General features: G+C 63.9%; 23 protein-coding genes. 16 read left to right on the top strand and 7 right to left on the bottom strand.

The features are described from left to right. Positions 1-86: 86 nt before the first annotated feature. The 11 genes from AC5P5R_RS05490 (at position 87) to AC5P5R_RS05440 (ending at position 12,754) form a co-directional block, all read left to right on the top strand. Positions 87-452, top strand: a complete 366-nt coding sequence (locus AC5P5R_RS05490; protein ID WP_005407961.1) for a DUF4398 domain-containing protein — start codon at positions 87-89, stop codon at positions 450-452. Continuing rightward, the gene (locus AC5P5R_RS05485; protein ID WP_005407962.1) at positions 449-1,333 is read left to right on the top strand and encodes an OmpA family protein; all 885 of its coding nucleotides are present in this window, start codon (positions 449-451) and stop codon (positions 1,331-1,333) included. Before AC5P5R_RS05490 ends, AC5P5R_RS05485 begins: the two co-directional genes overlap by 4 nt. Before the next feature lie 324 nt (positions 1,334-1,657). Then, complete coding sequence (locus AC5P5R_RS05480) at positions 1,658-1,894, top strand: HP1242/YdcH family protein (protein WP_005407964.1); 237 nt, start codon at positions 1,658-1,660, stop codon at positions 1,892-1,894. Between the two features lie 300 nt (positions 1,895-2,194). After that, positions 2,195-3,565, top strand: a complete 1,371-nt coding sequence (locus AC5P5R_RS05475; RefSeq protein ID WP_049397548.1) for a pyridoxal-phosphate dependent enzyme — start codon at positions 2,195-2,197, stop codon at positions 3,563-3,565. 123 nt (positions 3,566-3,688) lie between these two features. After that, positions 3,689-4,861 (top strand): cystathionine gamma-synthase, encoded by a 1,173-nt coding sequence (locus AC5P5R_RS05470; RefSeq protein WP_100438837.1) that lies wholly within the window; start codon positions 3,689-3,691, stop codon positions 4,859-4,861. 40 nt (positions 4,862-4,901) lie between these two features. Then, a complete protein-coding gene (locus AC5P5R_RS05465) occupies positions 4,902-5,732 on the top strand; it encodes an ABC transporter permease (RefSeq protein ID WP_100438838.1) in 831 nt (276 codons plus the stop codon). Continuing rightward, positions 5,722-7,083, top strand: a complete 1,362-nt coding sequence (locus AC5P5R_RS05460; protein WP_157803282.1) for an ABC transporter ATP-binding protein — start codon at positions 5,722-5,724, stop codon at positions 7,081-7,083. Before AC5P5R_RS05465 ends, AC5P5R_RS05460 begins: the two co-directional genes overlap by 11 nt. 27 nt (positions 7,084-7,110) lie before the next feature. Next, positions 7,111-8,244 carry a class I SAM-dependent methyltransferase gene (locus AC5P5R_RS05455; RefSeq protein ID WP_100438839.1) on the top strand — a complete coding sequence of 378 codons (1,134 nt, stop codon included), beginning with the start codon at positions 7,111-7,113 and terminating at the stop codon, positions 8,242-8,244. 35 nt (positions 8,245-8,279) lie between these two features. After that, complete coding sequence (locus AC5P5R_RS05450) at positions 8,280-9,383, top strand: glycosyltransferase family protein (protein ID WP_138927653.1); 1,104 nt, start codon at positions 8,280-8,282, stop codon at positions 9,381-9,383. Next, positions 9,380-11,338: a glycosyltransferase family 4 protein gene (locus AC5P5R_RS05445; RefSeq protein ID WP_100438841.1), complete on the top strand. Its 1,959-nt coding sequence runs from the start codon at positions 9,380-9,382 to the stop codon at positions 11,336-11,338. The genes AC5P5R_RS05450 and AC5P5R_RS05445 overlap by 4 nt, the downstream gene beginning before the upstream one ends. An 84-nt stretch (positions 11,339-11,422) precedes the next feature. Then, positions 11,423-12,754, top strand: a complete 1,332-nt coding sequence (locus tag AC5P5R_RS05440; RefSeq protein ID WP_162292029.1) for a glycosyltransferase — start codon at positions 11,423-11,425, stop codon at positions 12,752-12,754. Between the two features lie 23 nt (positions 12,755-12,777). Here AC5P5R_RS05440 and wecB read toward each other — a convergent pair whose 3' ends face one another. The 7 genes from wecB to AC5P5R_RS05405 all read right to left on the bottom strand — a co-directional run bounded on the left by wecB (position 12,778) and on the right by AC5P5R_RS05405 (position 20,464). Further along, positions 12,778-13,920: a non-hydrolyzing UDP-N-acetylglucosamine 2-epimerase gene (gene wecB, locus AC5P5R_RS05435; RefSeq protein ID WP_315973819.1), complete on the bottom strand. Its 1,143-nt coding sequence runs from the start codon at positions 13,918-13,920 to the stop codon at positions 12,778-12,780. A 60-nt stretch (positions 13,921-13,980) separates the two neighbouring features. Beyond that, positions 13,981-14,919 (bottom strand): electron transfer flavoprotein subunit alpha/FixB family protein, encoded by a 939-nt coding sequence (locus AC5P5R_RS05430; protein WP_100438844.1) that lies wholly within the window; start codon positions 14,917-14,919, stop codon positions 13,981-13,983. Further along, positions 14,919-15,665 carry an electron transfer flavoprotein subunit beta/FixA family protein gene (locus AC5P5R_RS05425; RefSeq protein ID WP_100438845.1) on the bottom strand — a complete coding sequence of 249 codons (747 nt, stop codon included), beginning with the start codon at positions 15,663-15,665 and terminating at the stop codon, positions 14,919-14,921. Before AC5P5R_RS05425 ends, AC5P5R_RS05430 begins: the two co-directional genes overlap by 1 nt. A gap of 194 nt (positions 15,666-15,859) precedes the next feature. Continuing rightward, positions 15,860-17,548, bottom strand: a complete 1,689-nt coding sequence (locus tag AC5P5R_RS05420) for a hypothetical protein (protein WP_138927654.1) — start codon at positions 17,546-17,548, stop codon at positions 15,860-15,862. Positions 17,549-17,643: 95 nt separating this feature from the next. Continuing rightward, complete coding sequence (locus tag AC5P5R_RS05415) at positions 17,644-18,615, bottom strand: NAD-dependent epimerase/dehydratase family protein (RefSeq protein WP_111189303.1); 972 nt, start codon at positions 18,613-18,615, stop codon at positions 17,644-17,646. Positions 18,616-18,618: 3 nt separating this feature from the next. Further along, entirely contained in the window at positions 18,619-18,996 is a 378-nt protein-coding gene (locus AC5P5R_RS05410) for an SMR family transporter (protein WP_100438848.1), read from the bottom strand. Positions 18,997-19,036: 40 nt separating this feature from the next. Further along, complete coding sequence (locus AC5P5R_RS05405; protein WP_100438849.1) at positions 19,037-20,464, bottom strand: UbiA family prenyltransferase; 1,428 nt, start codon at positions 20,462-20,464, stop codon at positions 19,037-19,039. Between the two features lie 165 nt (positions 20,465-20,629). On the opposite strand from AC5P5R_RS05405, the gene AC5P5R_RS05400 reads away from it, so the two are divergent. Genes AC5P5R_RS05400 through rfbD form a run of 5 tightly spaced genes read left to right on the top strand, consistent with a single transcriptional unit; the run spans position 20,630 to position 25,416 of the window. Further along, the gene (locus AC5P5R_RS05400; protein WP_164281684.1) at positions 20,630-21,961 is read left to right on the top strand and encodes a glycosyltransferase family protein; all 1,332 of its coding nucleotides are present in this window, start codon (positions 20,630-20,632) and stop codon (positions 21,959-21,961) included. 50 nt (positions 21,962-22,011) lie between these two features. Then, positions 22,012-23,067 (top strand): dTDP-glucose 4,6-dehydratase, encoded by a 1,056-nt coding sequence (gene rfbB, locus AC5P5R_RS05395; RefSeq protein ID WP_100438886.1) that lies wholly within the window; start codon positions 22,012-22,014, stop codon positions 23,065-23,067. A gap of 14 nt (positions 23,068-23,081) precedes the next feature. Then, positions 23,082-23,969, top strand: a complete 888-nt coding sequence (rfbA, locus tag AC5P5R_RS05390; RefSeq protein ID WP_100438851.1) for a glucose-1-phosphate thymidylyltransferase RfbA — start codon at positions 23,082-23,084, stop codon at positions 23,967-23,969. Continuing rightward, positions 23,966-24,523, top strand: a complete 558-nt coding sequence (gene rfbC, locus AC5P5R_RS05385) for a dTDP-4-dehydrorhamnose 3,5-epimerase (RefSeq protein WP_111722868.1) — start codon at positions 23,966-23,968, stop codon at positions 24,521-24,523. The genes rfbA and rfbC overlap by 4 nt, the downstream gene beginning before the upstream one ends. After that, the gene (rfbD, locus tag AC5P5R_RS05380) at positions 24,520-25,416 is read left to right on the top strand and encodes a dTDP-4-dehydrorhamnose reductase (protein WP_164281685.1); all 897 of its coding nucleotides are present in this window, start codon (positions 24,520-24,522) and stop codon (positions 25,414-25,416) included. The genes rfbC and rfbD overlap by 4 nt, the downstream gene beginning before the upstream one ends. The last annotated feature ends 86 nt before the right edge of the window (positions 25,417-25,502 follow it).

Below are 25,502 nucleotides of genomic sequence, written 5' to 3'. Positions count from 1 at the left end.
TGCCAGCACGGTGTCGGCTTGACGACAATGGCCGTGAACCGACAACCGGTACGGCCTCCCCAATGAAACGACTTAGCTTCGCACGAATGCGCCACAGCCTGTATGTGATGGCGTTTGCATTCGCACTGTCTGCCCCCGCCTGGGCGCAGGATGGCGCGATGGAACTGGCCCAGGCCCGGCAGGCGGTCGACAAGGCCACCCAGGCCGATGCCGACCAGTACGCCCCGGACCTGATCGGGCTGGCCCGGCAGGGGCTGGAGCAGGCCCAGCGCGCCGCCGGCGACCGCCGCGAGCGCAAGAATGCCCCGGCCATGGCCCTGCGTGCCGCCGCCGATGCCGACCTGGCCCGCGTGCGCAGCGAGGAAGCCACCGTGACCGCCCAGCTGCAGCTGCGCCGCAACGAGGTCAACCAGCTGCAACGCCAGCTGTCGACCGGGGAGGATCGCCGGTGAAGCCGATGACTGCCGCAACCCTGGCCGCGCTGCTGGCGCTGCCGACCCTGGCCGTGGCCGCCGACAACCCGATGGTGGCGCAGCTGAGCCAGCGCCTGATGGCCATCCAGGCCAACCCGGATACCGCTGAGCTGGGCGCCTTCGAGCGCATGCAGGCCCAGCAGGCCATCGCCACCCTGGACAAGGCCAAGCGCCGCGACCAGGAGCTGGCCACCTACCTGGCCGAGCGCCGGGTGGAGATCGCCGAGACGGCCGTGCGTACCGCGCTGGCCGCCCGCGAGGTCGACCGCCTGGAGCGGACCCGCAGCGACCTGCTGATCGAGGCCAGCCGCCGCGACGCCGCCCGCGCCCGCCAGGAGGCCGAGCAGCTGCGCATGCAGGCACAGATGCAGGCCGAGGAGGCTGAACGCCTGCGCCAGGCCGCCGAGGCCGAGACCCTGGCCCGCCAGGACGCCGAGAACGCCCTGACCAGCGTCGCCGGCAAGCAGCAGCAGCGCCTCAGCGCCGCCCAGCAGAACGCCGCCAAGCTCGCCCGCGAGGAAGCCGAGCTGGTGTCCGGTCAGAAGCTGCCGGGCTCGAAGTTCGATGGCCGCGGCGAGGTCTTCACCTTCCGTGGCGATGCGTTTGCCGCCGGCGCCTCCAGCCTGTCCGGCGGCGCCCGCAACCAGGCCAAGGCGTTGGCCGAATACCTGAACATCGGCAAGAAGGGCCGCCTGCGCATCGAGGCTTACGACAGTGCCAACGGCGTAGGCCAGAAGCGTGCCGAGGCCCTGCGCGATGCCCTGGTTGCGGCGGGTGTCGCGAGCAACCGGATCCAGCTTGCCGGCAAGAAGGCGGCCTCCACCCAGGCACGTTCAGCCGAAGTCATCATCGCCCCGTAATTGCTTGATATTGTTTGTTTTTCGTTGTGATGAGCATTCAGCCTGAACCCCGCCCCGGCGGGGTTCGGTCTTTTTGACGCAGGGGTCTTGTACCCCGCCTTGAGCAGGCGTAGGGTCAATCGTCCGGGACGCAATGCCGCGGACCGGACGATGGGAGGGCCGGGCCGATGCAAGCAGGGCGCGAACCGCAGCAGATCGACGTGCGCAGGCCAGTGCCGCAGGTCGTTGCAGGCGTCCAGGTGGCCATCGACCGGCACTCCTCCATGAACAACGCCCCGTGCCTCGCGGCCGGGGCGTTCGTGTATCTGTCGAAGGAGGTCCATCATGTTTGAAGATCAGCCCCAGAGCGAGATCGACGCACGTCGCGCGCGTGATCCGGAGTTCAGGGCACTCCATGACCAGCACCGCAAGTTGAACAAGAAGTGCATGGACGCGGAGTTGGGTGTACTCCCGATCGATGATGTCACCCTGGGTCGCATGAAGCGCGAGAAGCTGCTGGCCAAGCAACGACTTCTGCGAATGTACGAAACACCGCTCCCAACGACGTCCCCCACGCTTTGACGCACCCCGTCACGCCCGGAACGGCGTGACCCGGCAATCGATGGCCCCGCCGGGCGCTCCTGCCCCGGCATCGCGGCACCGCCGATGAGGCGGCCGCGCCAAGGCACCACAGGCGGTGGTGCCTTGGCCTGCAGGCACAACTCACCGATGCGGGCGGTACCGGTCTCCTCGTCGATCCGGGGCCGTCCGCATCTCTTTCTGCGGGCTTGTGGGCCGTCGCCGCGCCGACCTGACATTCATCGCCATCCGACGGATAATCACCGGTCCGGCCCTCTGCGGCGCGAACCGAAAGTCCTCCGAATGCCCATTCATTCTTCCGTCCTCGAACTCATCGGCCAGACCCCGATCGTCAAGGCCCAGCGCCTGGACACCGGCGTCTGCGAGCTCTACCTGAAGCTCGAAAGCGCCAACCCGGGCGGATCGATCAAGGATCGCATCGGCCTGTCGATGATCGAGGCGGCGGAGAAGCGTGGCGACCTGAAGCCGGGTGCGACCCTGGTGGAAGGTACCGCCGGCAACACCGGCCTGGGCCTGGCCCTGGTCGCGCAGCAGAAGGGCTACAAGCTGATCCTGGTCGTTCCCGACAAGATGAGCCGCGAGAAGATCTTCAACCTGAAGGCGATGGGCGCCGAAGTACGCTTGACCCGCTCGGACGTGGCCAAGGGCCATCCGGAGTACTACCAGGACCTGGCCAAGACCATCGCCGAGCAGACCCCGGGCGCCTACTTCATCAACCAGTTCGGCAACCCGGACAACCCGGCCGCGCATGAATTCGGCACCGGCCCGGAAATCCTGGAGCAGATGGGCGGCGACCTCGACGCCATCGTGTTCGGCTGCGGCAGCTCCGGCACCATGACCGGCCTGTCGCGCGCCTTCGCCAAGCTGTCGCCGAAGACCGAGCTGGTGCTGGCCGATCCGGTCGGCTCGATCCTGGCCGAGTACATCAACGACGGCAATCTGAACGACAAGTCGGGCAGCTGGCTGGTGGAGGGCATCGGCGAGGACTTCCTGCCGTCGATCTCCGACTTCAGCCGCGTGAAGAAGGCCTATGCCATCAGCGATGCCGAGAGCTTCCACACCGCGCGCGAACTGCTGGGCAAGGAAGGCATCCTGGGCGGTTCGTCCACCGGCACGCTGCTGGCCGCCGGCCTGAAGTACTGCAAGGAGCAGACCACGCCGAAGAAGGTGCTGGTGCTGGTGCCGGATACCGGCAACAAGTACCTGTCGAAGATGTACAACGACTACTGGATGCTGGACAACGGCTTCCTGCAGCGCCCGCAGCACGGCGACCTGCGCGACCTGATCCTGCGCCCGTACGGCCAGCGCGACACCGTGGTGATCGGCCCGAACGACCTGCTCACCACCGCCTACCAGCGCATGAAGCTGTACGACGTGTCGCAGCTGCCGGTGATGGACGGTGACCAGCTGGTCGGCATCGTCGACGAAAGCGACGTGCTGCTGCACGTCTATGGTGACGAAGCGCGCTTCCGCGACACCGTCGCCACGGCGATGGTCAGCAAGCTGGACCGGCTGGACGTGAAGTCACCGATCGAGGCGCTGCTGCCGGTGTTCGACCGCGGCCAGGTGGCGATCGTGATGGACGGCAACGCTTTCCTGGGCCTGATCACCCGTATCGACCTGCTGAACTATCTGCGCCGTCGCGTGCAGTAAGCCGTTGATCGCAGACGTTCGCTGCTGAATCCCGGTTTATCCGCGTCAAAGGTCGTTAAGGCCGCGCTGGTAGACTTCCGCACCTTCGATGGCGCCGCGTGTCGGCGCCCCTCAGGAAAGAACATGTCCAACGCTACTTCCCAGGATCGCGCCCTGGCCCTGGCCACGCTGGCCATCCACGGCGGCCAATCGCCCGACCCCAGCACCGGCGCGGTGATGCCGCCGATCTACGCCACCTCGACCTATGCGCAGTCCAGCCCGGGCGAGCACCAGGGCTTCGAGTACTCGCGTACCCACAACCCGACCCGCTTCGCCTACGAGCGCTGCGTGGCGTCGCTGGAAGGTGGCACCCGCGGCTTCGCCTTTGCCTCGGGCATGGCGGCCAGCTCGACCGTGATCGAGCTGCTGGACGCTGGCAGCCACGTGGTGGCGATGGATGACATCTACGGTGGCAGCTTCCGCCTGTTCGAGCGCGTGCGCCGCCGCACCGCCGGGCTGGATTTCAGCTTCGTCGACCTGACCGACCTGGCTGCGTTTGAAGCGTCCATCACGTCGAAGACGAAGATGGTGTGGATCGAGACCCCGACCAACCCGATGCTGAAGATCGTGGACATCGCCGCGGTCGCCGCCATCGCCAAGCGCCATGGCCTGATCGTGGTGGTCGACAACACCTTCGCCTCGCCGATGCTGCAGCGTCCGCTGGAACTGGGCGCGGACCTGGTGCTGCATTCGGCCACCAAGTACCTCAACGGCCACTCGGACATGGTCGGTGGCATGGTGGTGGTTGGCGACAACGCCGAACTGGCCGAGCAGATGGCCTTCCTGCAGAACTCGGTGGGTGGCGTGCAGGGCCCGTTCGACAGCTTCCTGGCCCTGCGTGGCCTGAAGACCCTGCCGCTGCGCATGAAGGCGCACTGCGCCAACGCGCTGGCGCTGGCCCAGTGGCTGGAAAAGCACCCGGCGGTGGAGAAGGTGATCTACCCGGGCCTGCCCTCGCACCCGCAGCATGAGCTGGCCGGCAAGCAGATGGCTGGTTACGGCGGCATCGTCTCGATCGTGCTGAAGGGCGGGTTCGAGGCGGCCAAGCGCTTCTGCGAGAAGACCGAGCTGTTCACCCTGGCCGAGTCGCTGGGCGGCGTGGAAAGCCTGGTCAACCACCCGGCGGTGATGACGCACGCGTCGATCCCGGTTGCGCGCCGTGAGCAGCTGGGCATCAGCGATGCGCTGGTGCGGCTGAGCGTGGGTGTTGAGGATCTGGGGGATCTGCAGGTGGATCTGGAGCGGGCGCTGGGTTGATGCAAGATATCTCCTTGACTATGCAGATCGGGTGCCGCTGATGAGTGGGCGTATTGGAAAGCTGCTGCATACGCTTGTGCTGGGTCCGTGGGCCCAGCTATGGCGGAACAAGACGTTCACCCTTTCGCTGGTAAGGCGCGAAATTGAAGGGCGTTACCGCGGGGCCTATGGCGGCCTGCTGTGGTACATCATCAATAACCTGATGTTGCTGACCATCTACAGCTTCGTGTTCGGGACGATCTTCAAGGCACGCTGGAACATCCCCGGTGCGGAGGGCAATTTCTCGGTGCCGCTGTTCCTGGGCATGATCATGTTCAACGTGTTTGCCGAGTGCATTTCGCGGGCGCCGATCTCGATCACTGGCAATGCGAACTATGTAAAGCGGGTGGTGTTCCCGCTGGAAGTGCTGCCGGTCGTCAACATGGGGGCCGCGCTGTTCAACTTCATGGTGGGTGTGGTGGTACTGGCGTGCCTGGCGTTCGTGCTCGGCGCACACATCCATTGGCAGATCGTCTGGCTTCCCGTCCTGCTGATTCCGGTAGTGCTGCTGGTACTGGGGCTGTCCTGGTTCCTGGCGGCCATTGGCGTGTATGTGCGTGACGTAACCCATATCGTCGGCTTCGTGGTCATCAGCACGATGTTCATGTCGCCGATCTTCTTCCCGGGCAGCGCTTTCCCGGAGAAGTTCAAGTCGTGGATGCTGGCCAATCCGATGACCTTCCCGATCGAGGCGGGCCGGGCAGCCGCGCTGCAAGGGCAGGCCCCCGACCTGTTGATCCTGGGCATCATGAGCCTGGTCGGGCTGGTCGTGGCGCATCTGGGGTACACGTTGTTCCAGGCCACCAGAAAGGGGTTTGCCGATGTCCTTTGACAGTGTCTTCGAGCACGATCCCGCGCACGAGATCAAGCGCATCATCCCGCCGGAAGAAGTGGTCATTGCCGCGCACGATCTGGGCAAGGCCTACGCGATGTACGCCAAGCCCTCGGATCGCCTGAAGGAAATGTTCATGCCGCCGCTCAGGCGCGTGCTGGGCATGAATGAGGTGGCTTATCACCGCGAGTTCTGGGCGCTGCGTGGCCTTTCCTTCGAGGTCGGCAAGGGCGAGACCGTCGGCATCATCGGCCGTAATGGTTCGGGCAAGTCGACCCTGCTCCAGCTCATCTGCGGCACCCTGCAGCCCACCGAGGGCTCGGTGCGGACCAAGGGGCGGGTTGCCGCGCTGCTGGAGCTGGGCGCGGGTTTCAATCCCGAGTTCACCGGGCGCGAGAACCTGTTGCTGAATGGGCAGGTGCTGGGCTTGACCCGGAGTGAGATCGATCAGCGATTCGACGAGATCGTCGGATTCGCCGACATCGGGGAGTTCCTTGACCAGCCGGTCAAGACGTACTCCAGTGGCATGTACGTCCGCCTGGGCTTCTCGGTTGCCATCCATACCAGCCCTGAACTGTTGATCATCGACGAAGCACTTGCCGTGGGTGATGCGAAGTTCAATGCCAAGTGCATGGCACGCATCAAGAAGCTCCGCGAGTCCGGTCTTTCGATTCTGTTCGTCTCCCACGATGTTGGCGCGGTGCGCTCGCTGTGTGATCGCAGCATCTGGCTGGACAAGGGGCGCCCGCGCATGTCCGGCTCGGTGTTCGCGGTCACCGCGCAGTACATGCAGAACCTGTTCGAGGAGGATTCGGCACGCCTGGAACACGAGCGCGAAGAGGCGGTGGCCAACGCGACCCAGGAAATCGCCGATGACAAGGCGCAGGAACAGCTGCGCGCGCGCAAGCCGGTCAACCACTGGGGCAGCCATGTCGGCTCCATCCTTGCGGTGGAAACCGAAGCGGTCGATGGCCAGCGTCGCAACATGTTCTTCACCGGCGAGAAGCTGTGCATCCGCATCAAGGCCAGGATTCCGCCATCGGCGAATCGGGAGTGCCTCAGCATGGCGTTCTCGCTAAAGGACATGGCCGGCAGCGATTTGGTGGTGGGTACCACATGGGATTCGCCGCGGCTGCGCCTCGATACGCAGGGCGATACCGTGGAAGTTGCATTCACGCTTGACTGCAACCTGCGCGAAGGTGACTACGTGCTGGTTGCAGCGCTGGAAGACCGTTCCTCCGACAGCATCCAGTACTTCGAGTACATCGAAGGTGCGCAGTATTTGAAGATATTCATGAAGGAGTTCCGCTACGGTACCTTCATTGTGCCCATCGAGAAGAAGGTGCTTTGATTTCATGAAGATCACGGGAAATCCGCTATGACAAGCATCGACATCAACGGGCAGGACTACTGGGAATCGCGTTTCCAGCAGGACTGGATCCAGAACGAAGGTCAGAAGCAGAGCCAGTTCTTCGGGATGGTTGCCTGCCGCCTGTTGCCGGCCTGGTTCGTGGATGACGTGAAGCACAACGGCCTGGGTCTGTGCGACTGGGGTTGTGCGATGGGTGACGGCACGCAGGTGATCAAGTCCGAGTTGGGACTTGATCAGGTGGCCGGCCTGGATTTCTCTGCGTCCGCCATCGAGCAGGCACGCCGCAACTATCCACAGATCGCATTCGCCACTGACGATCTCCTGGCGGAAGGGGTGGACCTCGGCTACGACGTGATCTTCTCCTCCAATACGCTCGAGCATTTCCACGAACCGTGGGACGCGGCAGCCAAGCTGACCGCTCATGCCCGCGAGTATTTCGTCATGCTGGTTCCGTTCCAGGAGTCGCTTGAAGAGCGCCACGAGGAACACTTCTACAGTTTCCACTGGCACAACCTGCAGCGCGATCTTCCCAATGGCTTCCGCCTGGTCCACGTGGGCGTCATCGATGTCGGGCTGCTGCCGGATCCGCAGTACAGTGGCAAACAGCTGCTGGCGATCTATGCATCCGAATCGGCGGCGCAGCGTGTCATGCCTGGGCTGGTGGAGCAGGGGCTGGATCTGCTGGGGTGCTATGGCCATGTGCATGATCGTCTTGCGTCTGTTGCGATAGAGCTGGAGGCCACCATCCGGCAGCGCAACGAACTGGGCGCGAAGCTGGATGATGCGCTGCGGCAAGGTGACGCGATCCGGGCGGATGTGGAGCGCCTCGCGGCCGAGCAGGCACGCCAGCTGAACCTCATCGCGGGCCTGGAGCAGGGGCGCAGTGAACTCCGCGATCGGGTGCTGGAGGTGGAGACGCAGCTGAGCAACGCACAGACCGCGGAGCATCAGGCCACATTGCGCGCGGAGGCGGGTGAACGCCGGCATTCCGAGGCTGAGCGCCGGCACACCGAGGCAGAGAAGGCGTTGCAGAACCTGCAGAAGGAGAACGAGGAGATTGCTCGTCGCCTAGAGCAGGTTTACGCCTCCCACTCCTGGCGCCTTACCGCACCCTTCCGTTCAATCCGTCGCCTTTTCTGACGCCGATAAGAAGTAAATCAAAGGAATTTCAGTAGATGGCCAAGAAGCGCCAATTGACCATAGTCTCGCCGTATCCCGCAAATGATCGTTACATGGACGGCTGGATGAGCCGTATCAAGACCATTGACGGCGTGTTCGAAGACTATCCGCGCACCTACATTGACTTCCAGGAATGGTACCCGGCTGCGCAGGAGCCGGAAGTGGTGTACGCGGACGAGCTGATCAAGGCGTATCGGGTCAATCCCCATTCCAAGGCCCATTCCGACTTCGTGGCACGCATCTTCGATGCGGCGGATTTCGTCTACATCCACACGATGCATCAGTGCGAGTACATGCTTCCGCACTTTGACGCGTCCAAGATGTACGTGGACATCCACGGCGTGGTTCCGGAGGAAGAACTGATGCTCGGTTCGCCCGAGCGTTCGCGGATCTTCGCAGAGGTCGAACGGCAGATCATCTCCAAGCTCAAGCATGCTTCGGTTGTGACGCTGGCCATGAAGGAGCACTTCCTGGCCAAGTACCCTGACGCTGCAAACGTCGATTTCATCCACGTTCCGGTCTTCGACTTCGGCTCGCTTGGCCAGTCGGTGCAGCGCGTGGCTGCGTCGCGCATCGCGCGGCGGCAGAACGGGCGGCCGACCGCTGTCTATGCCGGTGGTGCCCAGGTCTGGCAGCGGGTGGACGAGATGGCCGACATCATGGCCGCCGCACCGTTCTGCAATTACGAGATCTACTCCCACGATGTGGAAGCATTTGCCCCGAAGCTTTCCAGCCGCGGCATCCCGGTGGAGGTTTTCAAGGGCTACGCCAGTAAGGAAAAGCTGGAGCAGGTCTATCGGTACTCGAACTTTGGATTCGCCCTGCGTGAAGCCTGTACGGTGAATCGCGTGGCGTCGCCGACAAAGCTGTGTGACTACTTCGCGCATGGCGTGCTTCCTGTGGTTGATTTCCACCTGATCGGCGATTTCGACGCCTATGGTTACGCCTATGTCGATCATGCCGATTTCCGGGAGGGCTACATTCCCGACCTGCAGACGCAGGACTGGATGATCGACAGGAACCTTGGATGCCTGGAGACGATGTATTCAGATTTTAGGAAGGGAATCACGGCAGTCAAGGATCTGGTGGAAACGGTATGAATCCAATCATCGGCAACAATCAGGCAGCGCATCTGGTCGACATTTCCACAATGCTCGATGCCGTGCTCGGCTGGGCGTCCGACAAAGTGGGCGGCCCGGTTGAGGGCTACAGCACGGATCTGCTCGGCAGTGACCTGACCCGCCTGGCTGCGCATTCGGCACGCCGTATCGGTTGGGCCCCTTCCCGTGAGCCGGGTCGCCTGGATATCGCGCTGATCGACGGTACCGAGCCGGGGGCCTCGCAGGACAACGGCGCAACGCCTGCGGCCGAAAACCGCCTGCATGTGTTCTTTGCCTTCCCGGGCATGTCCGGCCACAAGTCGGACGAATTGCTGGCCGGCTACTCGCAGCTGTTCAAGGCCGAGATGGTTGCGGCGACCTGCCTGGAGGCACCTGAAGGTGCCGCGATGGTGCTGGCAGTGATCACCTCGTCGCGTGCGGTGTCGTCCGCGGAATCCTGGTGGGAGTTCGCAGACGCACTCAACACCTTCGGCTCGTTCAAGCTTTCCGACATGTCGCGCAAGCTGCAGTCGGCCTCGGCCGGCCTGAAGCACGCCGCCCTGCTGGCCGACGAAATGGTCAACGAAATCGCGACGCTGGCAGTCGAGCGTACCCGTGACCGGCATTCGCTGTGGCGCATCGCCCGCAATCTGCGCCAGGAAGTGCTGGAGCATCGATTCCGCAAGCTGGAACGACCGGTGGTTACGCCGCGCGAGGGTTACTTCCGCAGTGCTGCCGGCCGACTGCTCAAGAATGCAGGCATGATCCAGGCCAACGCGCATGCCGACAGCAGCGTGCTGCAGTCGCTGGCGGTAAGCGCGGTGCGCACCCGATGCGCATTGCTTGTTGCCGAGGACCATACCTTCGGTGGGCTTGAGCAATGGGTCTGTGATTTCGCACGGCACCTGCGTACCAAGAATTTCGTGCCTTACCTGATTGTGCTGGGATCGCCTTCACTCAACAGCCGCATCGCGCAGCAGTTCCCCGGCGAGCTGGTGTACCTGGATGGGCAATCGGCGCTGCTGGGCGAGACGGTCACGCGCGGGCGCTTCGAGTCGCTGGTGGTCAGCCATGCCTACGATGGCCTGCACACGATCGAACCCGGTTGCAAGGTCGTCGAGGTGCTGCACAACATCTATTTCTGGCAGCTGCAGGATCCGGCGCTCGAGCGCGAGCGTGCTCGCGTCGACGAGTACATTGCCGTTTCGAGCGAAGTGGCCGACTACGCGTGCGTGTACCAGAAGCTGGCGCGTTCGAAGGTGACAACGGTGCCGCACGGCCTGAACGTCGTTGACCTGTATCGTCCGCCGGCAGACTACCTGCGCAGGGCGCGCGGAAAGCGCGATGCGTTCAGGATTCTGTTCGTGGGCAATCTCTATCCGCAGAAGAACGTGATTTGCCTGCTGGAGGCATTTGCCAGGCTCAGGCAGGAGGCGCCGCAGGCGACGCTGCGCATCGCAGGTGCGCTGGCTGAATCGGGGAACGCTGCCAAGGTCGAGGAGACCATTCGCCGGCTGGACCTTGCCGGTTCGGTGGAACTGCTGGGCTCGCTCAAGCGCCGCGAACTGAGCCGTGAGTATTCCCATGCACATCTGTTCGTGCTCCCCTCCCTGTTCGAAGGCTATGGGTTGGTGAACCTGGAGGCAGCCCACTTCGGCCTACCGATGGTACTGTCCAATACCGGCTGCGCAGCCGAACTGTCTGCGGGAACACCGGCTTGCCGGGTTGCCCCCATCGCGGTCACGCACGACAAGCTCAGCCACAAGGAAGTCGCGGAACGCAGCCGCGCGCCGGCCGAGAAGGATGTGTCGGCCTTGTACGGTGAGTTGTCGCATGTCATGCGGAATTACCCAGAGCTGATGGAAGCGGGATTGGCGATGATCGAAGCGCCTCCCTTCAGCACGCTGCAGCAGTCGGGCGATGCGATGCTGGACGTCGTTACGCGGGCGTCCTGAGCAGGTTACGGGTTGGAGCAGGAACAGGACTGCGATCGCATGGGTAGCGTCGGTCAAACCATGACGAACGGTGGCATGCAGGCCATGCGCATCCTGATCTGCGCGCACGACTTCCAGCCCAACCCGTCACCCCAATCACTGCGGGTGACCCAGCTGGCCAGCGGACTGGCCAGTCTTGGGCATGATGTCCATGTCCTGACCCGGGCATGTGGTGCCGGCATGCGACGGATGGAGGACCCACCCGGTCTGCAGGTGCATCGGACCTCGCCGCAGGGCGTCGAGGCTCTGATTGATGTGACGTCGCGCGTACTGGGCCATCTGCGCCGTCTGCGGCGCCAGGACGCGGTTGCGGGAACGCGCCCGTCCCCACAGGTGGCTTCACAGGCCGCGCCGACGGCTGGGACGGCGGCGTTGAACCGGAAGGGGCGCGCGATCGCATGGCTGCGCTCGTTCCTGGATGCGCGGGTTTTCCCGGATGGCCGCTCGCGTTGGATCGGCGGTGCCCTGCGTCATGGCCGGCAACTGATCAGCCAGTGGTCGCCGCAGGTGATCATCGGATCACATGAGCCTGTGGCAGGGCTGTTGTTGGCTTCTGCGCTCTCGCGCGAGTCCGGCATTCCTTTCGTTGCCGAACTTGGTGATCCCGTGCTGACGTCCTATACCCCCGAACGCTGGAGGGCGGCGTCGCTCGAGCTTGAAAGGCGGGTTTGCCACGAGGCGGCCGCTATTGTCGTTACTTCCGAGGCCACCGCGGCCCTGATGCAGGAGCGGCATGGTCCCGGGATCGCGCCGCTCAGCGTGATTCCGCAGGGATTCGCCAGGGTGGAACCGCCGCTGCCCGAGGTTGTCAGGTCGGCCGGCGGGTTGCAGCTGGTCTACACGGGGCGCTTCTATCCGTTCCGCGACCCCATGCCGCTGGTCCGCGCGGTGCTGGCATCGCCCGGCTGCACGCTCACCATCGCTGGCCCTGGTCTGCCACCAGAACTGGCGAAAGCGTGCGCGGAGCATCCGCAGGTCCTGCGATTTGCCGGAAGCCTGGATCATTCCCAGGCCATCGAACTGCAGCGCAGTGCGGATGTCCTGGTCAACATCGGCAACGCAGGCATGACCCAGATCCCGGGCAAGCTGCTGGAATACCTGGGTTCGGGCCGGCCGGTACTGCATCTGCAGCCGGATGCCGCCGATCCGGCGGCCGCCATCATCGGCAGGGAGCGTTGCGGGTTTCTGGCCGCCAATGAGGTTGCTGCGATCAGCGCACTTCTGCACGAACTACTGCAGCGCAAGCAGCAAGGGCGGCTGGATGAAGGCCTGCGCCTGGGGCAGGATGCTTTCGCCGAGTATCGTTGGGATCGCCTGGCTGAGCGCCTGGCCGCGGTCTGTCGTGATGCGGCGATGGCGGGTCAACGACAAGCCTAGCTTGCCGTTGCCCGCGCATCGGGTCAGGCCGGCATCGCCTCGCCCTGGATCAAGGCAGCGATGCGTGCAGCGGCCTTGCCATCACCATACGGATTATGGGCATGTGCCATTGACTGGTAGGCGGCTTCGTCGTCGAGCAGGCGGGTGGCCTCAGCCACGATCCTGCCAGCATCGGTGCCAACCAGCAGTACGGTGCCTGCGCCCACCGCTTCAGGGCGCTCGGTGGTATCGCGCATTACCAGCACCGGCTTGCCCAGTGACGGGGCTTCTTCCTGCACGCCACCGGAGTCGGTGATGATCAACGTCGCCTGGGTCATCAGGTAGACGAACGGCAGGTAATCCTGCGGCTCGATCAGGACCACGCCCGGGGCATCGGCGAGGATCCGGTTGACCGGTCCCTGCACGTTGGGGTTGAGGTGGACCGGATAGACGATCTGCGTATCGCCGCGCGCGGCCAGGGCCTTCAGTGCTTCGCAGATGCTCTCGAAGCCGCTGCCGAAGTTTTCACGGCGATGGCCGGTCACCAGTACCAGCCGCTTGGAAGCATCAAGGAACGGGAAACGGGCCCGCATCGATTCAATCAGCGCGGTGTCGTGCTTCAGCTTGTCGGCGACGTTGAGCAGGGCATCAATCACGGTGTTGCCGGTGACGTGGATGTCATCGCTAGACGTACCTTCAGCCAGCAGGTTGTCGCGCGAGCGGGTGGTCGGCGCGAAGTGCAGGCGGGTCAGCGGCCCGGTCAGGCGGCGGTTGGCCTCTTCAGGCCACGGCGCGTAAATGTCACCGGTGCGCAGTCCTGCTTCCACATGGCCGACGGCCACGCGGTTGTAGAACGCGGCCAGCGCACTGGCCAGCGTGGTGCTGGTATCGCCATGCACCAGCACCAGGTCCGGCTTGTGCTCGGCGATGACGGCGGTCATGCCGGTCAGGATCTTGGCGAACAGGCCTGCCAGCGTCTGGCCAGGTTCCATCACATTGAGGTCGACATCCGGCGTGATACCGAACAGGTCCATGACCTGGTCGAGCATCTGTCGATGCTGCGCGGTAACCGCAACGATCGTCTCGATCTCAGGCCGGGCCTTCAGGGCTTCCACCACCGGGGCCATCTTGATGGCTTCCGGACGGGTGCCGAAGACAACCATTACCTTCTTGTAGGGAGTACTCACGATTGCCTGCTTGAATTCAAAGGGACTGTGCCGCTGGCCGGAGCCAGCGGCAGGTACACGTCAGAGCGCCGCTTCCAGCTCCGGCAGGATTGCAAACAGATCACCCACCAGACCGATATCGGCAATCTCGAAGATCGGCGCATCGCCGTCCTTGTTGATGGCCACGATGGTGCCGGCATCCTTGATGCCGGTCAGGTGCTGGATCGCGCCGCTGATACCCACGGCCACGTACAGTTCCGGCGCGATGATCTTACCGGTCTGGCCAACCTGCAGGTCGCTGGGCACATAGCCGGCATCAACCGCGGCACGCGAAGCGCCGACGGCGGCACCGAGCTTGTCGGCCAGCTGGAAGATAACCTTGAAGTTCTCTTCCGAACCGACACCACGACCACCGGAGACCACGCGCTTGGCGCTCTGCAGGTCCGGGCGGTCGCTGGCACCGGCGGCCAGGCCGATGAAGCGGGTATGGGTCGGCAGGGCAGCATCGACGCTGGCCGCTTCAATGGCGGCACTGCCGCCCTGGGCGGCTTCCGGCCACGACGCGGCGCGCACGGTGGCGACCACGATCTGGTCAGCCGGGGCTTCTACAGTGATGATTGCGTTGCCAGCGTAGATCGGGCGCTTGAAGGTGTGGCTGCCTTCGACGGTCATCAGGTCGGAGACCTGGTTGACGCCTAGCAGCGCGGCAACGCACGGCATCAGGTCCTTGCCGAAGGTGGTCGACGGTCCGAACACGTGGGTGTAGCCCTTGGCCAGCTGCGCGATCTGCGGCGCGAGCACCTGGGCGATGGCCTGCGCGTTGGCGGCATTGGCCACGGTCAGGACCTTGGCGACGCCAGCGATCTTCGCGGCCTCGGCGGCGACCGCAGCCGGATCGGCGGCCAGCACCACCACATCGATGCTGGCACCGCTGATGGCGACAGCGGCGCTGATGGTCTTGGCGGTGGCGGCGTTGAGCTTGCCGTCGTGGTGCTCGGCGATGACGAGAATCTTGCTCATTACAGCAACCCCTTCTGCTTGAGTGCAGCAACCAGTTCGGCCGCGTCCTTGACCATCACGCCCTTGCTGCGCTTGGACGGCGCGGCGTAGTGGGTGGTCTTGAAGGTATCGGCGGCTTCAACGCCGAGGTCGGCCAGCTGCAGCGTTTCCAGCGGCTTGGCCTTGGCCTTCATGATGTCCGGCAGCTTGATGAAGCGCGGTTCGTTCAGGCGCAGGTCGGTGGTGACCACGGCCGGCAGGTCCACTTCCAGCGTTTCCAGGCCGGCGTCGACTTCGCGGGTCACCGTGGCCTTGCCGCCGGCGATCTCGAGCTTGCTGGCGAAGGTCGCCTGCGGGCGGCCCCACAGCGTGGCCAGCATCTGGCCGGTCTGGTTGGCGTCGTCGTCGATGGCCTGCTTGCCGAGGATCACCAGGTCCGGCTGTTCCTTCTCGATCAGCTTGAGCAGGGTGCGTGCGGCGGTCAGCGGCTGGATGGCCTGGTCGGTGACGACGTGGATGGCGCGATTGGCGCCCATGGCCAGGCCGTTGCGCAGGTGCGCCTGGGCATCGGCGGGGGCAATGGTGGCAACCACGACTTCGCTGGCGATGCCCTTGTCGCGCAGGCGCAGGGCTTCTTCCAGGGCGATTTCATCGAAGGGGTTGGGGGACAGCTTGACGCCGTCGGTGACCACGCCGGAACCGTCCGGCTTGACCTGAATGCGGACGTTGTAGTCCACCACGCGCTTGTACGCGACGAGGATTTTCATCTGGTACGGGGTCCTTCACTAAACAGGGAGAACATCCGGTCCTGGAACAGCAACCGGTTCGGGGGTGGGACCCCGATTCTAGCTGGCTTGGGGTGACCATGCGAATGCGTATGGTGGCGCCCGCCCGGCAGGTGTTCGATTCGATCAGCGCCAAGGGTTCCATGTACCTGGCGCCGGGTCGTCCAGACCGCTGTTTATCTGCAGAGCTTGGAGAAGCCGATCCAGTCGCCGATCTGCTGCGGACCTTCACATGCCGTGTTGTCCATTCCAGAGACCTGATACTCGACATCCTTTATGCCGAGGACGTGCTGCGTGTGATAAAGGGTGGAGAAACCAAAGAACTGCGGAGCCGCGACAATGACGTGCTCGCCCTGCTGGTATTGCGCACTGATGGCCCGGTTGGCCTGCATTGCGGGACGAAGGGCGAAATCACTGGTGTACTGCGCCACGCCGGCAAAGACCAGGACGGCGTTAACCACCATCACCAGGCTGGCAAGCGAAGATGCAACGCGGACTCCCCTGATCGTAGATCCTGAACAGACGAGCAGTACAAGTATCAGGGCGAGGTACAGGAACGGGACATAGCGAGCCCACCAGGGCGCTGCATGCGCGATGGCCATGACCACCAGATACGCTACGGCGGCCAGCAGGTACCAGTGATTGATACACTGGCGGCGATTGCGCCGTTCCAGCACCAGTGCAAGAACAATTGCCACTGCGGCGATCATCAGGGCAAGTGAGAACAAGGGGCCGAATCCGGCGAATCGCGGATCCGGTGCACCCGATTGTTTGATCTCGTCCATGGCGAAGGTGCCTGGAATCTTCATGCCCGGGAACGTAGTGGCGTTTGACGTGTGGGCGAGCAGTGATTCTGCAAGTGTCCGGATCCGCGGCTTCTCAAGCACCGATGCCTCGGCCTGTCCACGCAGAACGATATCCGTACCCGTAACCGGGTAGCCGATATCCAGGTCCGAGGCGATGTGGTTGAGGTAGGGGTGGGACAGTGCAATGGCTCCCAGCAGGGACCAGGTCGCAATCTCTTTCAGGCCCGGTCGGCGTACCACCAGGAATGGAAGCGCAAGCATCGCTGCGTACAGGGCACCGGTGAACTTCACGCCGGCAAGAATGATCAGGCTGCACCAGACGATCACGTTGACGGCAGGACTTCGATCGCGATCAAGGATGCAAAGCGTTGTGAGCGCAATGACCGAATACGTGCAGCCATCCACATAGTTTGTGGGCAGCTGACCGACGATTGGCTGGCATGCCACCGCAAGCAGCGCGAGAACTTCCACCTGCCAGCGGTTCGGCAGGTACTGCCTGAAGACAGTGCGCGCATATACGAACAGGGCGATCGCAAGAAGCAGGTTCAATGCCTTGCCGGACTCCCATCCAAATCCGTAGTCCATCAAGGCTGCACTGAACAGCCAGGACAGGTTCGGGTAGTGGCTGACCCACATGGCGTTCGGATTGCCGTCCCATACGCTGGACGAATAGTAGATCTCGCTTCGCGTAGCGGCCCAGTCGGAAAACTCAGGGAAAAGCCACGGATTCCAGCCATCGTGCAGCGCGACAATGGCGACCTTGTGGTACATGTTGCCGTCCCATGTCGAGTCCGGCACGATGTTCAAAAGCAGTGCGGACAGGGAAAGGACCAGCAATGCCTTGACCGCAGGGGCGGCCCAGGCCAGACCAATGCGGGGTGCAAGAACAAGGACCGCCAGGATGGGCAGTATGTAGGTAGCTGCCTTTACGCCGCTGTAGGCGGCGAGCGCTTTCGAAACGGCCAGCAGGACAACCAGTCCAACAGCACAGGCGACGAACCTGCGCGCAGCCTGGCCGTCGGGCAGGAGGGCATCGGAAGAAGAGGGACGACTTTCCATGTGCATTGGATGTGGGTTGATTCAGTAGGTCAGCGAGACCGGGCAAGACAGGTCATGTCGAAGAATCCAGGGCCGGGGCCGAAGTATTTTCGGGATCAGCGGGACTTGCTGTAGTGCTCGTAGGCCGCCACCAGCATGTCTTCGTCATTCTTGGTCGGCGCCCACTGCAGCGTGGATTCGGTCGGTGCGATATCGACCACGTAGTTGATGTCGGCGATCTGGTACTGCTCGCGGTGCAGCAGCGGCTTGCCCAGCTTCTCCAACAGCGAGAGCGTCAGCTTGAGCGGACCGGCAGGCACCGGAATGACCATGGAATGCGAACCAATGCGCCGGATCGTGTTGCGCAGCAGCTCGCGCACCACCGGAGCCGGGCCCGAGCCCAGGCTCAGAGCGACGGCGGGCAGATCGTGCGCCACCGACAGCTGGATGGCGTTGACGACATCTTCCACGGCGATCATCTGGTAGCGGTTTCGGCCGCTGCCGATGGTCGGGATGGGGAGATTCAGGTCCATCAGCTTGAACAGCTTGGTCAGGATGCCGAATCGACCCGGGCCGACGATCATTCTCGGGCGAAGGATGGTGATCCTGAAACCGCGGCCACGGGCCTGTTCGCACAGCTGTTCGGACGCCGCCTTGCTGCGCCCGTAGGGCCCCAGCGGATTCTTGGCGTGATCCGGCGGGACCGGCAGCTTCTGCGGCAGGCCGTAGACCATGTCCGTGCTGGTATAGACCAGCCGTGGCGTCGCCAGCTGCGACATCCATTCGAGCACGTTGGCGGTGCCGCCAACATTGACTTCGGCGAACCACGCATCCTGGTTGTGGTGTGGCACGTCGTTGTGGAACTGGCGCGCCGCCAGGTGATAGACGATATCGCCCTCGGCCAGGGCCACCTGCTGCAGCGCACCGGGGACCACGATGTCGATGCAGTGATAGTCCACTCGTCCCGAGAACTCGGTGGGAAGGACGGCGATGTCGATGATCGTAACCTGCTGGTTCTGCGACAGCAGCGAACGCACCAGGTAGGTGCCGGTGAAACCACTGCCACCAATGACGATGTGACGGGCCATTGTTCAACCTCCCTTCGCGACGAGAACGACACCGACGCAGATCAGTGCGACCCCCGCGAGCTTCATGATGCTCACCGGTTCGCGGAACCAGAAATAGGCGGCAGCAACGACGATGACGTAGCCGACACTCAGGAACGGGTAAGCGAAGCTCACCTGGACCTTGGACAGCACGTACATCCACAGCACGATGCTGACCGCGTAGCAGGACAGGCCCGCGAACACCCAGGGATTGAAGACCACGCGAACGCCACTGGCGAGCAGCGGCAGGAAGCCGTCCGAGGTCACCAGCGCGACCTGGGGCATGCCCTGGCGCAGGAACAGCTGGGCACTGGCGTTCAGAGCGACGGAAAACAGGATCAGCGGAATGAAGGCGGTATACATGTGATTCCAGGGATTCTGGCAGGAAGGGAGTAGCCGGCGGCTACCACTGGAATGTTGCGCAGCCGACGATGGCCAGCGCGAGCAGGGCGATTGCCTGGCTCACGCGGTCGCGCGCAGCGAACACGATCGGATCGTCGTGCATGTTGCCGCGGTGGGCGATGATCCAGGCACGGCTGATCCAGTACAGCAGAACCGGGCACAGCAGCCACAGGATCTTCGGCTGCTGATAGAGGGCCAGGCTCTCCGGGCTGTTGATGTACAGCGCGAACACCAGTACGCCGATGTAGCCGGCGGCGGCGCCGAACGACTGGATCAGCGGCAGATCGCCGACGGCGTAGCCACGGCCGCTGGCCTTGGTCTTGCCGGCCGATATCACTGCCTCCAGCTCGGTATAGCGCTTGAGCAGGGCCAGACTCAGGAAGATGAACATCGAGAAGGCGAGCAGCCAGAACGACAGTTCCACATCGATCGCGACAGCACCACCGATGATGCGCACCGTGTACAGGGCCGCAAGCACGACAACGTCGATCATGACCATGCGCTTGAGTACGAACGAATAGGCCAGGGTCATGACGTAGTAGCCGACCAGCACCAGCGCGAAGGCCGGGCTGGTCCACAGGGCCAGCGCGAACCCGACCAGGGTCAGCAACGGCGCTGCCAGCAGGCCGTGCAGCAGCGGCAGGTTACCGGCGGCGAACGGGCGCTTGCGCTTGCGCGCATGCTGCCGGTCCGGGGCCAGGTCCAGCAGGTCATTGAGCAGGTACACACCCGATGCGCACAGTCCGAACGCAATGAATGCGGTGGCCGCATCCAGCACTGCGGGTAGATCAAAGAAGCGATGGGCGGTCAGCAGCGGAACCAGGACCAGCAGGTTCTTGGCCCACTGATAGATGCGCAGTGCCTTGATCCAGGTGCGGAGGCCACCGCCACGGGCCGGCCAATGGGCATGCACCGCAGTCTGCCGGGCCGCGCTGGCGGCGAGCCCGGCGCCGGCGTTGACCACGTAGGCGCCTCCGGCATGTTTCCAGACCTGCAGGTCTACGCTGGCATTGCCCATGTAGTCGTAATGGCCCGCGCCGAAGCGTGCATTGAGCGCGTCGGCCTTGTGATGGCCGGCAAGGTTGCGCTGGCCATCGCTGGCCATGACTTCATCGAATACACCCAGATGGGCGGCGATAGCGTTGACCAGGCCGCTGTCCGACGCTGAGCAGAGCACGCGGGGCCTCTGTTCTGTCGTCTTCAGCAGCTCCAGCACGCGTTCGTCGTAGGGCAGGAACTCAACCGGCAGCGTGACCCGCGAGGCAATCTCCCGCTTCAGTGCGGCCTTGCCGCGCAGCAGCCACAGCGGCAGCAGGAATACGTACAAGGGATTGCTGGCCAGCAGGGTCAGCAGGGATTCGTACAGCAGATCCGATCGCAGCAGGGTGCCATCCAGGTCTACGCAGAGCGCGTGATCAGTTTCTTGCATTCGTTGCCTGCCGGGTTCCGTGTATGCTTCAGGGTTGGTGAGGTCCACCTGAATCCGGAGCGAAGTATAGCCGCTGGTGTCGTATTCGACATGATCGCGCTACGGCGAATGCTGGTCAGCACCGCCTTTTCATTGCCACGTTGCGGTCTTTGACCCGATTCCCAAATGCCCTCGCACCCCCGTTCGTCTGCGCTTACCGGCCTGCTGTTGATCTGCGTCGCAGGCATCCTGCTGCGGGTCGCATTCGTAGCCTCGGTGCCGATTCCCCCTGTTTCCGACTTTGCGCGCTACGTCGAAGTGGCAACCAACCTGGCGAACGGGCAGGGCCTCCAGGTCGCTGGCACTCCCTTCATTGGCCAGCCGCCGCTCTATCCGGCGGCGCTGGGTGCATGGTTCTCGGCTTTTGGTGCCCATGTGGCGGCTGGCAAGGCGCTGAATCTCCTGCTCGGATCGGCGACGCTGCTGCTGTGGGCCTTCGCAAGTTCGCGAAGTGGCATGCGCCGATCCTGGCAATTTGCCAGTCTTGCACTGCTCGCCTTTCATCCGGCCTTGATTGCCTACACCGGGGGGCTGGGCACGGAAACGCTGGCCGTGTTCCTTGCGGTATTGGCCTTTGCCCTGGCTTGCCTGCCGATGTGGATGCCTGTGTCCGGTATTCTGGGCGTTGTGCTGGCCCTGATCGCATTGAACCGGCCGCAACTGCTGCCGTTGCCCATTGGCGTTGTCTTCTGCTTGCTGCTGGGCAGGTTCGATCTGCCCCGGGTGCGCAGTTGCCTGGTGATGTTGCTCGCATTTGGCGCAGTCCTGTTGCCTTGGACGCTGCGCAACGAAGCACTGTTTGATCATGCGATTCCTGTCAGTGCCAATAGCGGCTATACCCTGTTGGTCAACAACAATGCTGATAACCAGACAGGCGGTTGGATGCCGTTGAGTCGAGTGCCGTTGTCGGCTCAGGACCTGAAGCGCTTCCAGCAGGAAGCTGATCTGGCCCCCGCCTTCCTCGCCGGAGGGGATGAGGATGCCAAGTTCCTTCAGTGGACTCCCGCTGCCGATGGCGTAGCCAGGTCGATTGCTCTGGACTGGATGAGTGAGCATCCGCAATCGGTCCTGCGCTTGGCCGCGATGAGGATAAAGGCCAGCATGGATCCGGCCACCCTCCTGTACTGGCCGTTCATCGACGTCGAGGGAGCTCCCGCCTGGCTCGGATGGGTCGTTGGGTTGCTTGATGTACTGCTTGTCCTGCTAGCCGCCATGGGAGCGGTCAGGGCCGGGCTTCAGCTGCGACAGCTGTCTTTGGCGACGCTGTTGGCGCTTGGCATGCTGGGGCTGGGATGGCTGTCGATCGCCGTGTTCGAGGGGCAGGGTCGATACCTGATTCCCATGCTGCCTGCAATGCTCTGGCTGCTTGCGGCACCGTACCGCGATTACAGGAATGTCTGCCGGACAGCGACAGGTCATCCTTCCGTTGACACAGGAAAGGTATCCTCTACGTCCTGAAAGCGCTGCCGGGTCCGGACGCGCGCGTCCCCTGAACTGGAGAGTGGATGGTGCCTACCTGGCTCGTCACCGGCGGTGCCGGTTTCATTGGCGGCAATTTCGTCCTTGAGGCGGTTGCCCGAGGCGTGAAGATCGTCAACCTCGATATCCTGTCCTACGCCGGCAACCTGAAGACCCTGTCTAGCCTGGACGGTCATCCCGGCCATGTGTTCGTGCAGGGGGATATCGGTGACCGCGCGCTGGTCGCCCGGCTGCTGGCCGAGCACCAGCCGGACGCCGTGCTGAACTTCGCTGCGGAGAGCCATGTCGACCGTTCCATCGACGGTCCGGGCGCGTTCATCCAGACCAACGTAGTCGGCACGCTGGGCCTGCTGGAAGCGGTGCGCGACCACTGGAAGGCGCTGCCGCCCGCGCAGGCAGCGGCGTTCCGCTTCCTGCACGTGTCCACCGACGAGGTATATGGCAGCCTGGGTGAGAGCGGCTCGTTCAGCGAAACCACCCAGTACGCCCCGAATTCGCCGTACTCGGCGTCGAAGGCGGCTTCGGACCACTTGGTCCGCGCCTTCCACCACACCTACGGGCTGCCGGTGCTGACCACCCATTGCTCCAACAACTACGGCCCGTACCACTTCCCCGAGAAGCTGATCCCGCTGGTGATCGCCAAGGCGCTGGCCGGCGAACCGCTGCCGGTGTATGGCGATGGCAAGCAGGTGCGTGACTGGCTGTTCGTGTCCGACCACTGTGAAGCGATCCGCACCGTGCTGGCCAAGGGCCAGGTCGGCGAGACCTACAACGTGGGCGGCAACTCGGAAAAGCAGAACATCGAAGTGGTACAGGCCATCTGCGCACTGCTGGACCAGCGCCGCCCGCGCGCGGATGGCCAGCCGCGAAGCAGCCAGATCACCTACGTCACCGACCGCCCCGGACATGACCGCCGCTATGCGATCGATGCCTCCAAGCTGAAGAACGAACTGGGCTGGGAGCCGGCCTATACCTTCGAGCAGGGCATCAGCCGCACCGTGGACTGGTACCTGGACAACCAGGCGTGGGTCAACAGCGTGCTTGATGGCAGCTATCGCCTGCAGCGCATCGGCACCGCCGCCTGAGGCCAGGAGACGACATGACCCAGCGCAAGGGCATCATCCTCGCCGGTGGCTCCGGCACCCGGCTGTACCCGATTACCCAGGGTGTCAGCAAGCAGCTGCTGCCGGTGTATGACAAGCCGATGATCTACTACCCGCTCAGCGTGCTGATGCTGGCGGGCATCCGTGAAGTGCTCATCATCAATACCCCGCACGAGCAGACGCTGTTCCGGCAGCTGCTGGGCGACGGTTCGCAGTGGGGCATGGACATCCAGTACGCCGTGCAGCCCAGCCCCGATGGCCTGGCCCAGGCCTATCTGATCGGTCGCGATTTCGTTGCTGGCAAGCCGAGCTGCCTGGTGCTGGGGGACAACATCTTCCACGGCCATGGGCTGAGCGAAATGCTGCGCCGCGCCGACGCACGTGACCAGGGGGCCACGGTGTTTGGCTACTGGGTCAACGACCCCGAGCGCTATGGCGTGGCCGAGTTCGACGCCAGTGGCAAGGTGGTCGGGCTTGTCGAGAAGCCGCTCAACCCGCGCTCGAACTACGCGGTGACCGGCCTGTACTTCTACGATGCGCATGCCTGTGACTACGCCGCCGAGCTGAAGCCCTCGGCCCGCGGCGAGCTGGAGATCACCGATCTCAACCGCAGGTATCTGGAGCAGGGCCTGCTGCACCTCGAGCCACTGGGCCGCGGTTATGCCTGGCTCGATACCGGCACCCACCAGTCGCTGCTGGAAGCCTCCAACTTCATCGAGACCATCCAGACCCGGCAGGGCCTGCAGGTCTGCTGCCCGGAAGAAATCGCATTCGGCCAGGGTTGGATCACCGCCGAACAGCTGGAAGCACTGGCCGCGCCGCTGATCAAGAATGGCTACGGCCAGTATCTGCACAAGCTCGCATTGCGTGGAGTTGTTCCGTGAAAGTGATTGAAACCAGGTTGCCCGGCTGCGTGGTGATCGAGCCGGCGGTGTTCGGCGATGCCCGCGGCTATTTCTTCGAAACCTGGAACGCCGAGCGCTTTGCCGCACTGGGCCTGCCGGATCGCTTCGTGCAGAGCAACGTCTCGACCTCGGCCAAGGGTGTCCTGCGCGGGCTGCATTACCAGTGGCCGCGCCCGCAGGGCAAGCTGGTCAGCGTGCTGGAAGGCGAGGTCTATGACGTGGCCGTCGACATCCGTCGCGGCTCGCCGACCTTCGGCCAGTGGGAAGCGGTGGTGCTGAGCGCGGAGAACAAGAAGCAGTTCTGGATTCCGGAAGGCTTCGCCCACGGCTTTGCCGTACTGTCCGAGCGCGCGGTGTTCAGCTATCTGTGCACCGAGGTCTACCTGAAGGACTTCGATGCCGGCGTGCGCTGGAGCGATGCCGATATCGCCGTGGACTGGCCGATCAGTGTGCCGACGTTGTCGGCCAAGGACGAGAATGCCCCCTTCCTGAAGGACATCGCCGAAGACCGCCTGCCGGTCTACGTGCCATGACCGTTCTGGTCTTCGGTGGCAACGGCCAGGTCGGCCAGGAGCTGCTGCGCGCGCTGGCACCGCTGGGCAAGGTGGTCGCGACCACCCGCAGCGGTGCTCTGCCGGATGGCAGCGCCTGCGAAACCGCCGATTTCGGCCAGCCTGAAAGCCTGCCGGCCCTGCTGGACCGGCTGCAGCCGTCGATCGTGGTCAACGCCGCGGCCTACACGGCCGTCGATCGTGCCGAACAGGAGGTCGACGCGGCCTTTGCGGCCAATGCGCAGGCGCCGGGGATGATCGCGCGCTGGTGTGCCGCGCATGGCGTGCCATTCGTGCATTACTCCACCGACTACGTGTTCGATGGCCAAGGCAGCGCGCCCTACCGCGAGGACGAACCGACCGCACCGCTGGGTGTATATGGCACCAGCAAGCGCGATGGCGAGGAGGCCGTACGCGCGGCCGGTGGTCGCCACCTGATCTTCCGCACGGCCTGGGTCTATGCCTCGCATGGCGCGAACTTCCTGCGCACCATGCTGCGCGTGGGCGCCGAGCACGATGTGTTGCGGGTGGTGGCCGACCAGATCGGTACGCCCACGCCGGCCGCGCTGATTGCCGATGTGACCGCGCAGGCATTGCAGCACCCGGGCCGTCTGTCCGGCACCTGGCATCTGACCGCCAGTGGCCAGACCAGCTGGCACGGCTTTGCCGAGGCGATCTTCGCCGATGCGTTGGCCACTGGCGCGCTGGTCAAGGTGCCGACCGTCGAGGCGATTTCCAGTTCGGGGTATCCGACCCCGGCCAAGCGCCCAGCCTGGTCGGTGCTGGACAACCGCAAACTGCAGCAGGATTTCGGCATCGTGCTGCCGGCATGGCAGGACGGCCTGAAGCGGGTGATGGCAGAGATTGCCCGATAAGGGTAGCGCCGGGCCACGCCCGGCGGATGCTTGCAAGCCGCTGCGCTCGCCGGCCATGGGCCGGCGCTACCGTGGGGCGCAGGCGT

This window comes from Stenotrophomonas sp. YJH_SMC_19 (genome assembly GCF_059367915.1).
Note: the sequence above shows the minus strand (reverse complement) of the source record. Positions and strands in the feature narration are given on the sequence as shown.

What these genes read in the sequence shown, in the direction of transcription:
- AC5P5R_RS05490 (WP_005407961.1), top strand. Translation starts at nt 87, where the DNA reads ATGCGCCACAGCCTGTATGTGATGGCGTTTGCATTCGCACTGTCTGCC.
- AC5P5R_RS05480 (WP_005407964.1), top strand. Translation starts at nt 1,658, where the DNA reads ATGTTTGAAGATCAGCCCCAGAGCGAGATCGACGCACGTCGCGCGCGT.
- AC5P5R_RS05475 (WP_049397548.1), top strand. Translation starts at nt 2,195, where the DNA reads ATGCCCATTCATTCTTCCGTCCTCGAACTCATCGGCCAGACCCCGATC.
- AC5P5R_RS05470 (WP_100438837.1), top strand. Translation starts at nt 3,689, where the DNA reads ATGTCCAACGCTACTTCCCAGGATCGCGCCCTGGCCCTGGCCACGCTG.
- AC5P5R_RS05465 (WP_100438838.1), top strand. Translation starts at nt 4,902, where the DNA reads ATGAGTGGGCGTATTGGAAAGCTGCTGCATACGCTTGTGCTGGGTCCG.
- AC5P5R_RS05460 (WP_157803282.1), top strand. Translation starts at nt 5,722, where the DNA reads ATGTCCTTTGACAGTGTCTTCGAGCACGATCCCGCGCACGAGATCAAG.
- AC5P5R_RS05455 (WP_100438839.1), top strand. Translation starts at nt 7,111, where the DNA reads ATGACAAGCATCGACATCAACGGGCAGGACTACTGGGAATCGCGTTTC.
- AC5P5R_RS05450 (WP_138927653.1), top strand. Translation starts at nt 8,280, where the DNA reads ATGGCCAAGAAGCGCCAATTGACCATAGTCTCGCCGTATCCCGCAAAT.
- AC5P5R_RS05445 (WP_100438841.1), top strand. Translation starts at nt 9,380, where the DNA reads ATGAATCCAATCATCGGCAACAATCAGGCAGCGCATCTGGTCGACATT.
- AC5P5R_RS05440 (WP_162292029.1), top strand. Translation starts at nt 11,423, where the DNA reads ATGCGCATCCTGATCTGCGCGCACGACTTCCAGCCCAACCCGTCACCC.
- AC5P5R_RS05430 (WP_100438844.1), bottom strand. Translation starts at nt 14,919, where the DNA reads ATGAGCAAGATTCTCGTCATCGCCGAGCACCACGACGGCAAGCTCAAC.
- AC5P5R_RS05425 (WP_100438845.1), bottom strand. Translation starts at nt 15,665, where the DNA reads ATGAAAATCCTCGTCGCGTACAAGCGCGTGGTGGACTACAACGTCCGC.
- AC5P5R_RS05420 (WP_138927654.1), bottom strand. Translation starts at nt 17,548, where the DNA reads ATGGAAAGTCGTCCCTCTTCTTCCGATGCCCTCCTGCCCGACGGCCAG.
- AC5P5R_RS05415 (WP_111189303.1), bottom strand. Translation starts at nt 18,615, where the DNA reads ATGGCCCGTCACATCGTCATTGGTGGCAGTGGTTTCACCGGCACCTAC.
- AC5P5R_RS05410 (WP_100438848.1), bottom strand. Translation starts at nt 18,996, where the DNA reads ATGTATACCGCCTTCATTCCGCTGATCCTGTTTTCCGTCGCTCTGAAC.
- AC5P5R_RS05405 (WP_100438849.1), bottom strand. Translation starts at nt 20,464, where the DNA reads ATGCAAGAAACTGATCACGCGCTCTGCGTAGACCTGGATGGCACCCTG.
- AC5P5R_RS05400 (WP_164281684.1), top strand. Translation starts at nt 20,630, where the DNA reads ATGCCCTCGCACCCCCGTTCGTCTGCGCTTACCGGCCTGCTGTTGATC.
- rfbA (WP_100438851.1), top strand. Translation starts at nt 23,082, where the DNA reads ATGACCCAGCGCAAGGGCATCATCCTCGCCGGTGGCTCCGGCACCCGG.
- rfbD (WP_164281685.1), top strand. Translation starts at nt 24,520, where the DNA reads ATGACCGTTCTGGTCTTCGGTGGCAACGGCCAGGTCGGCCAGGAGCTG.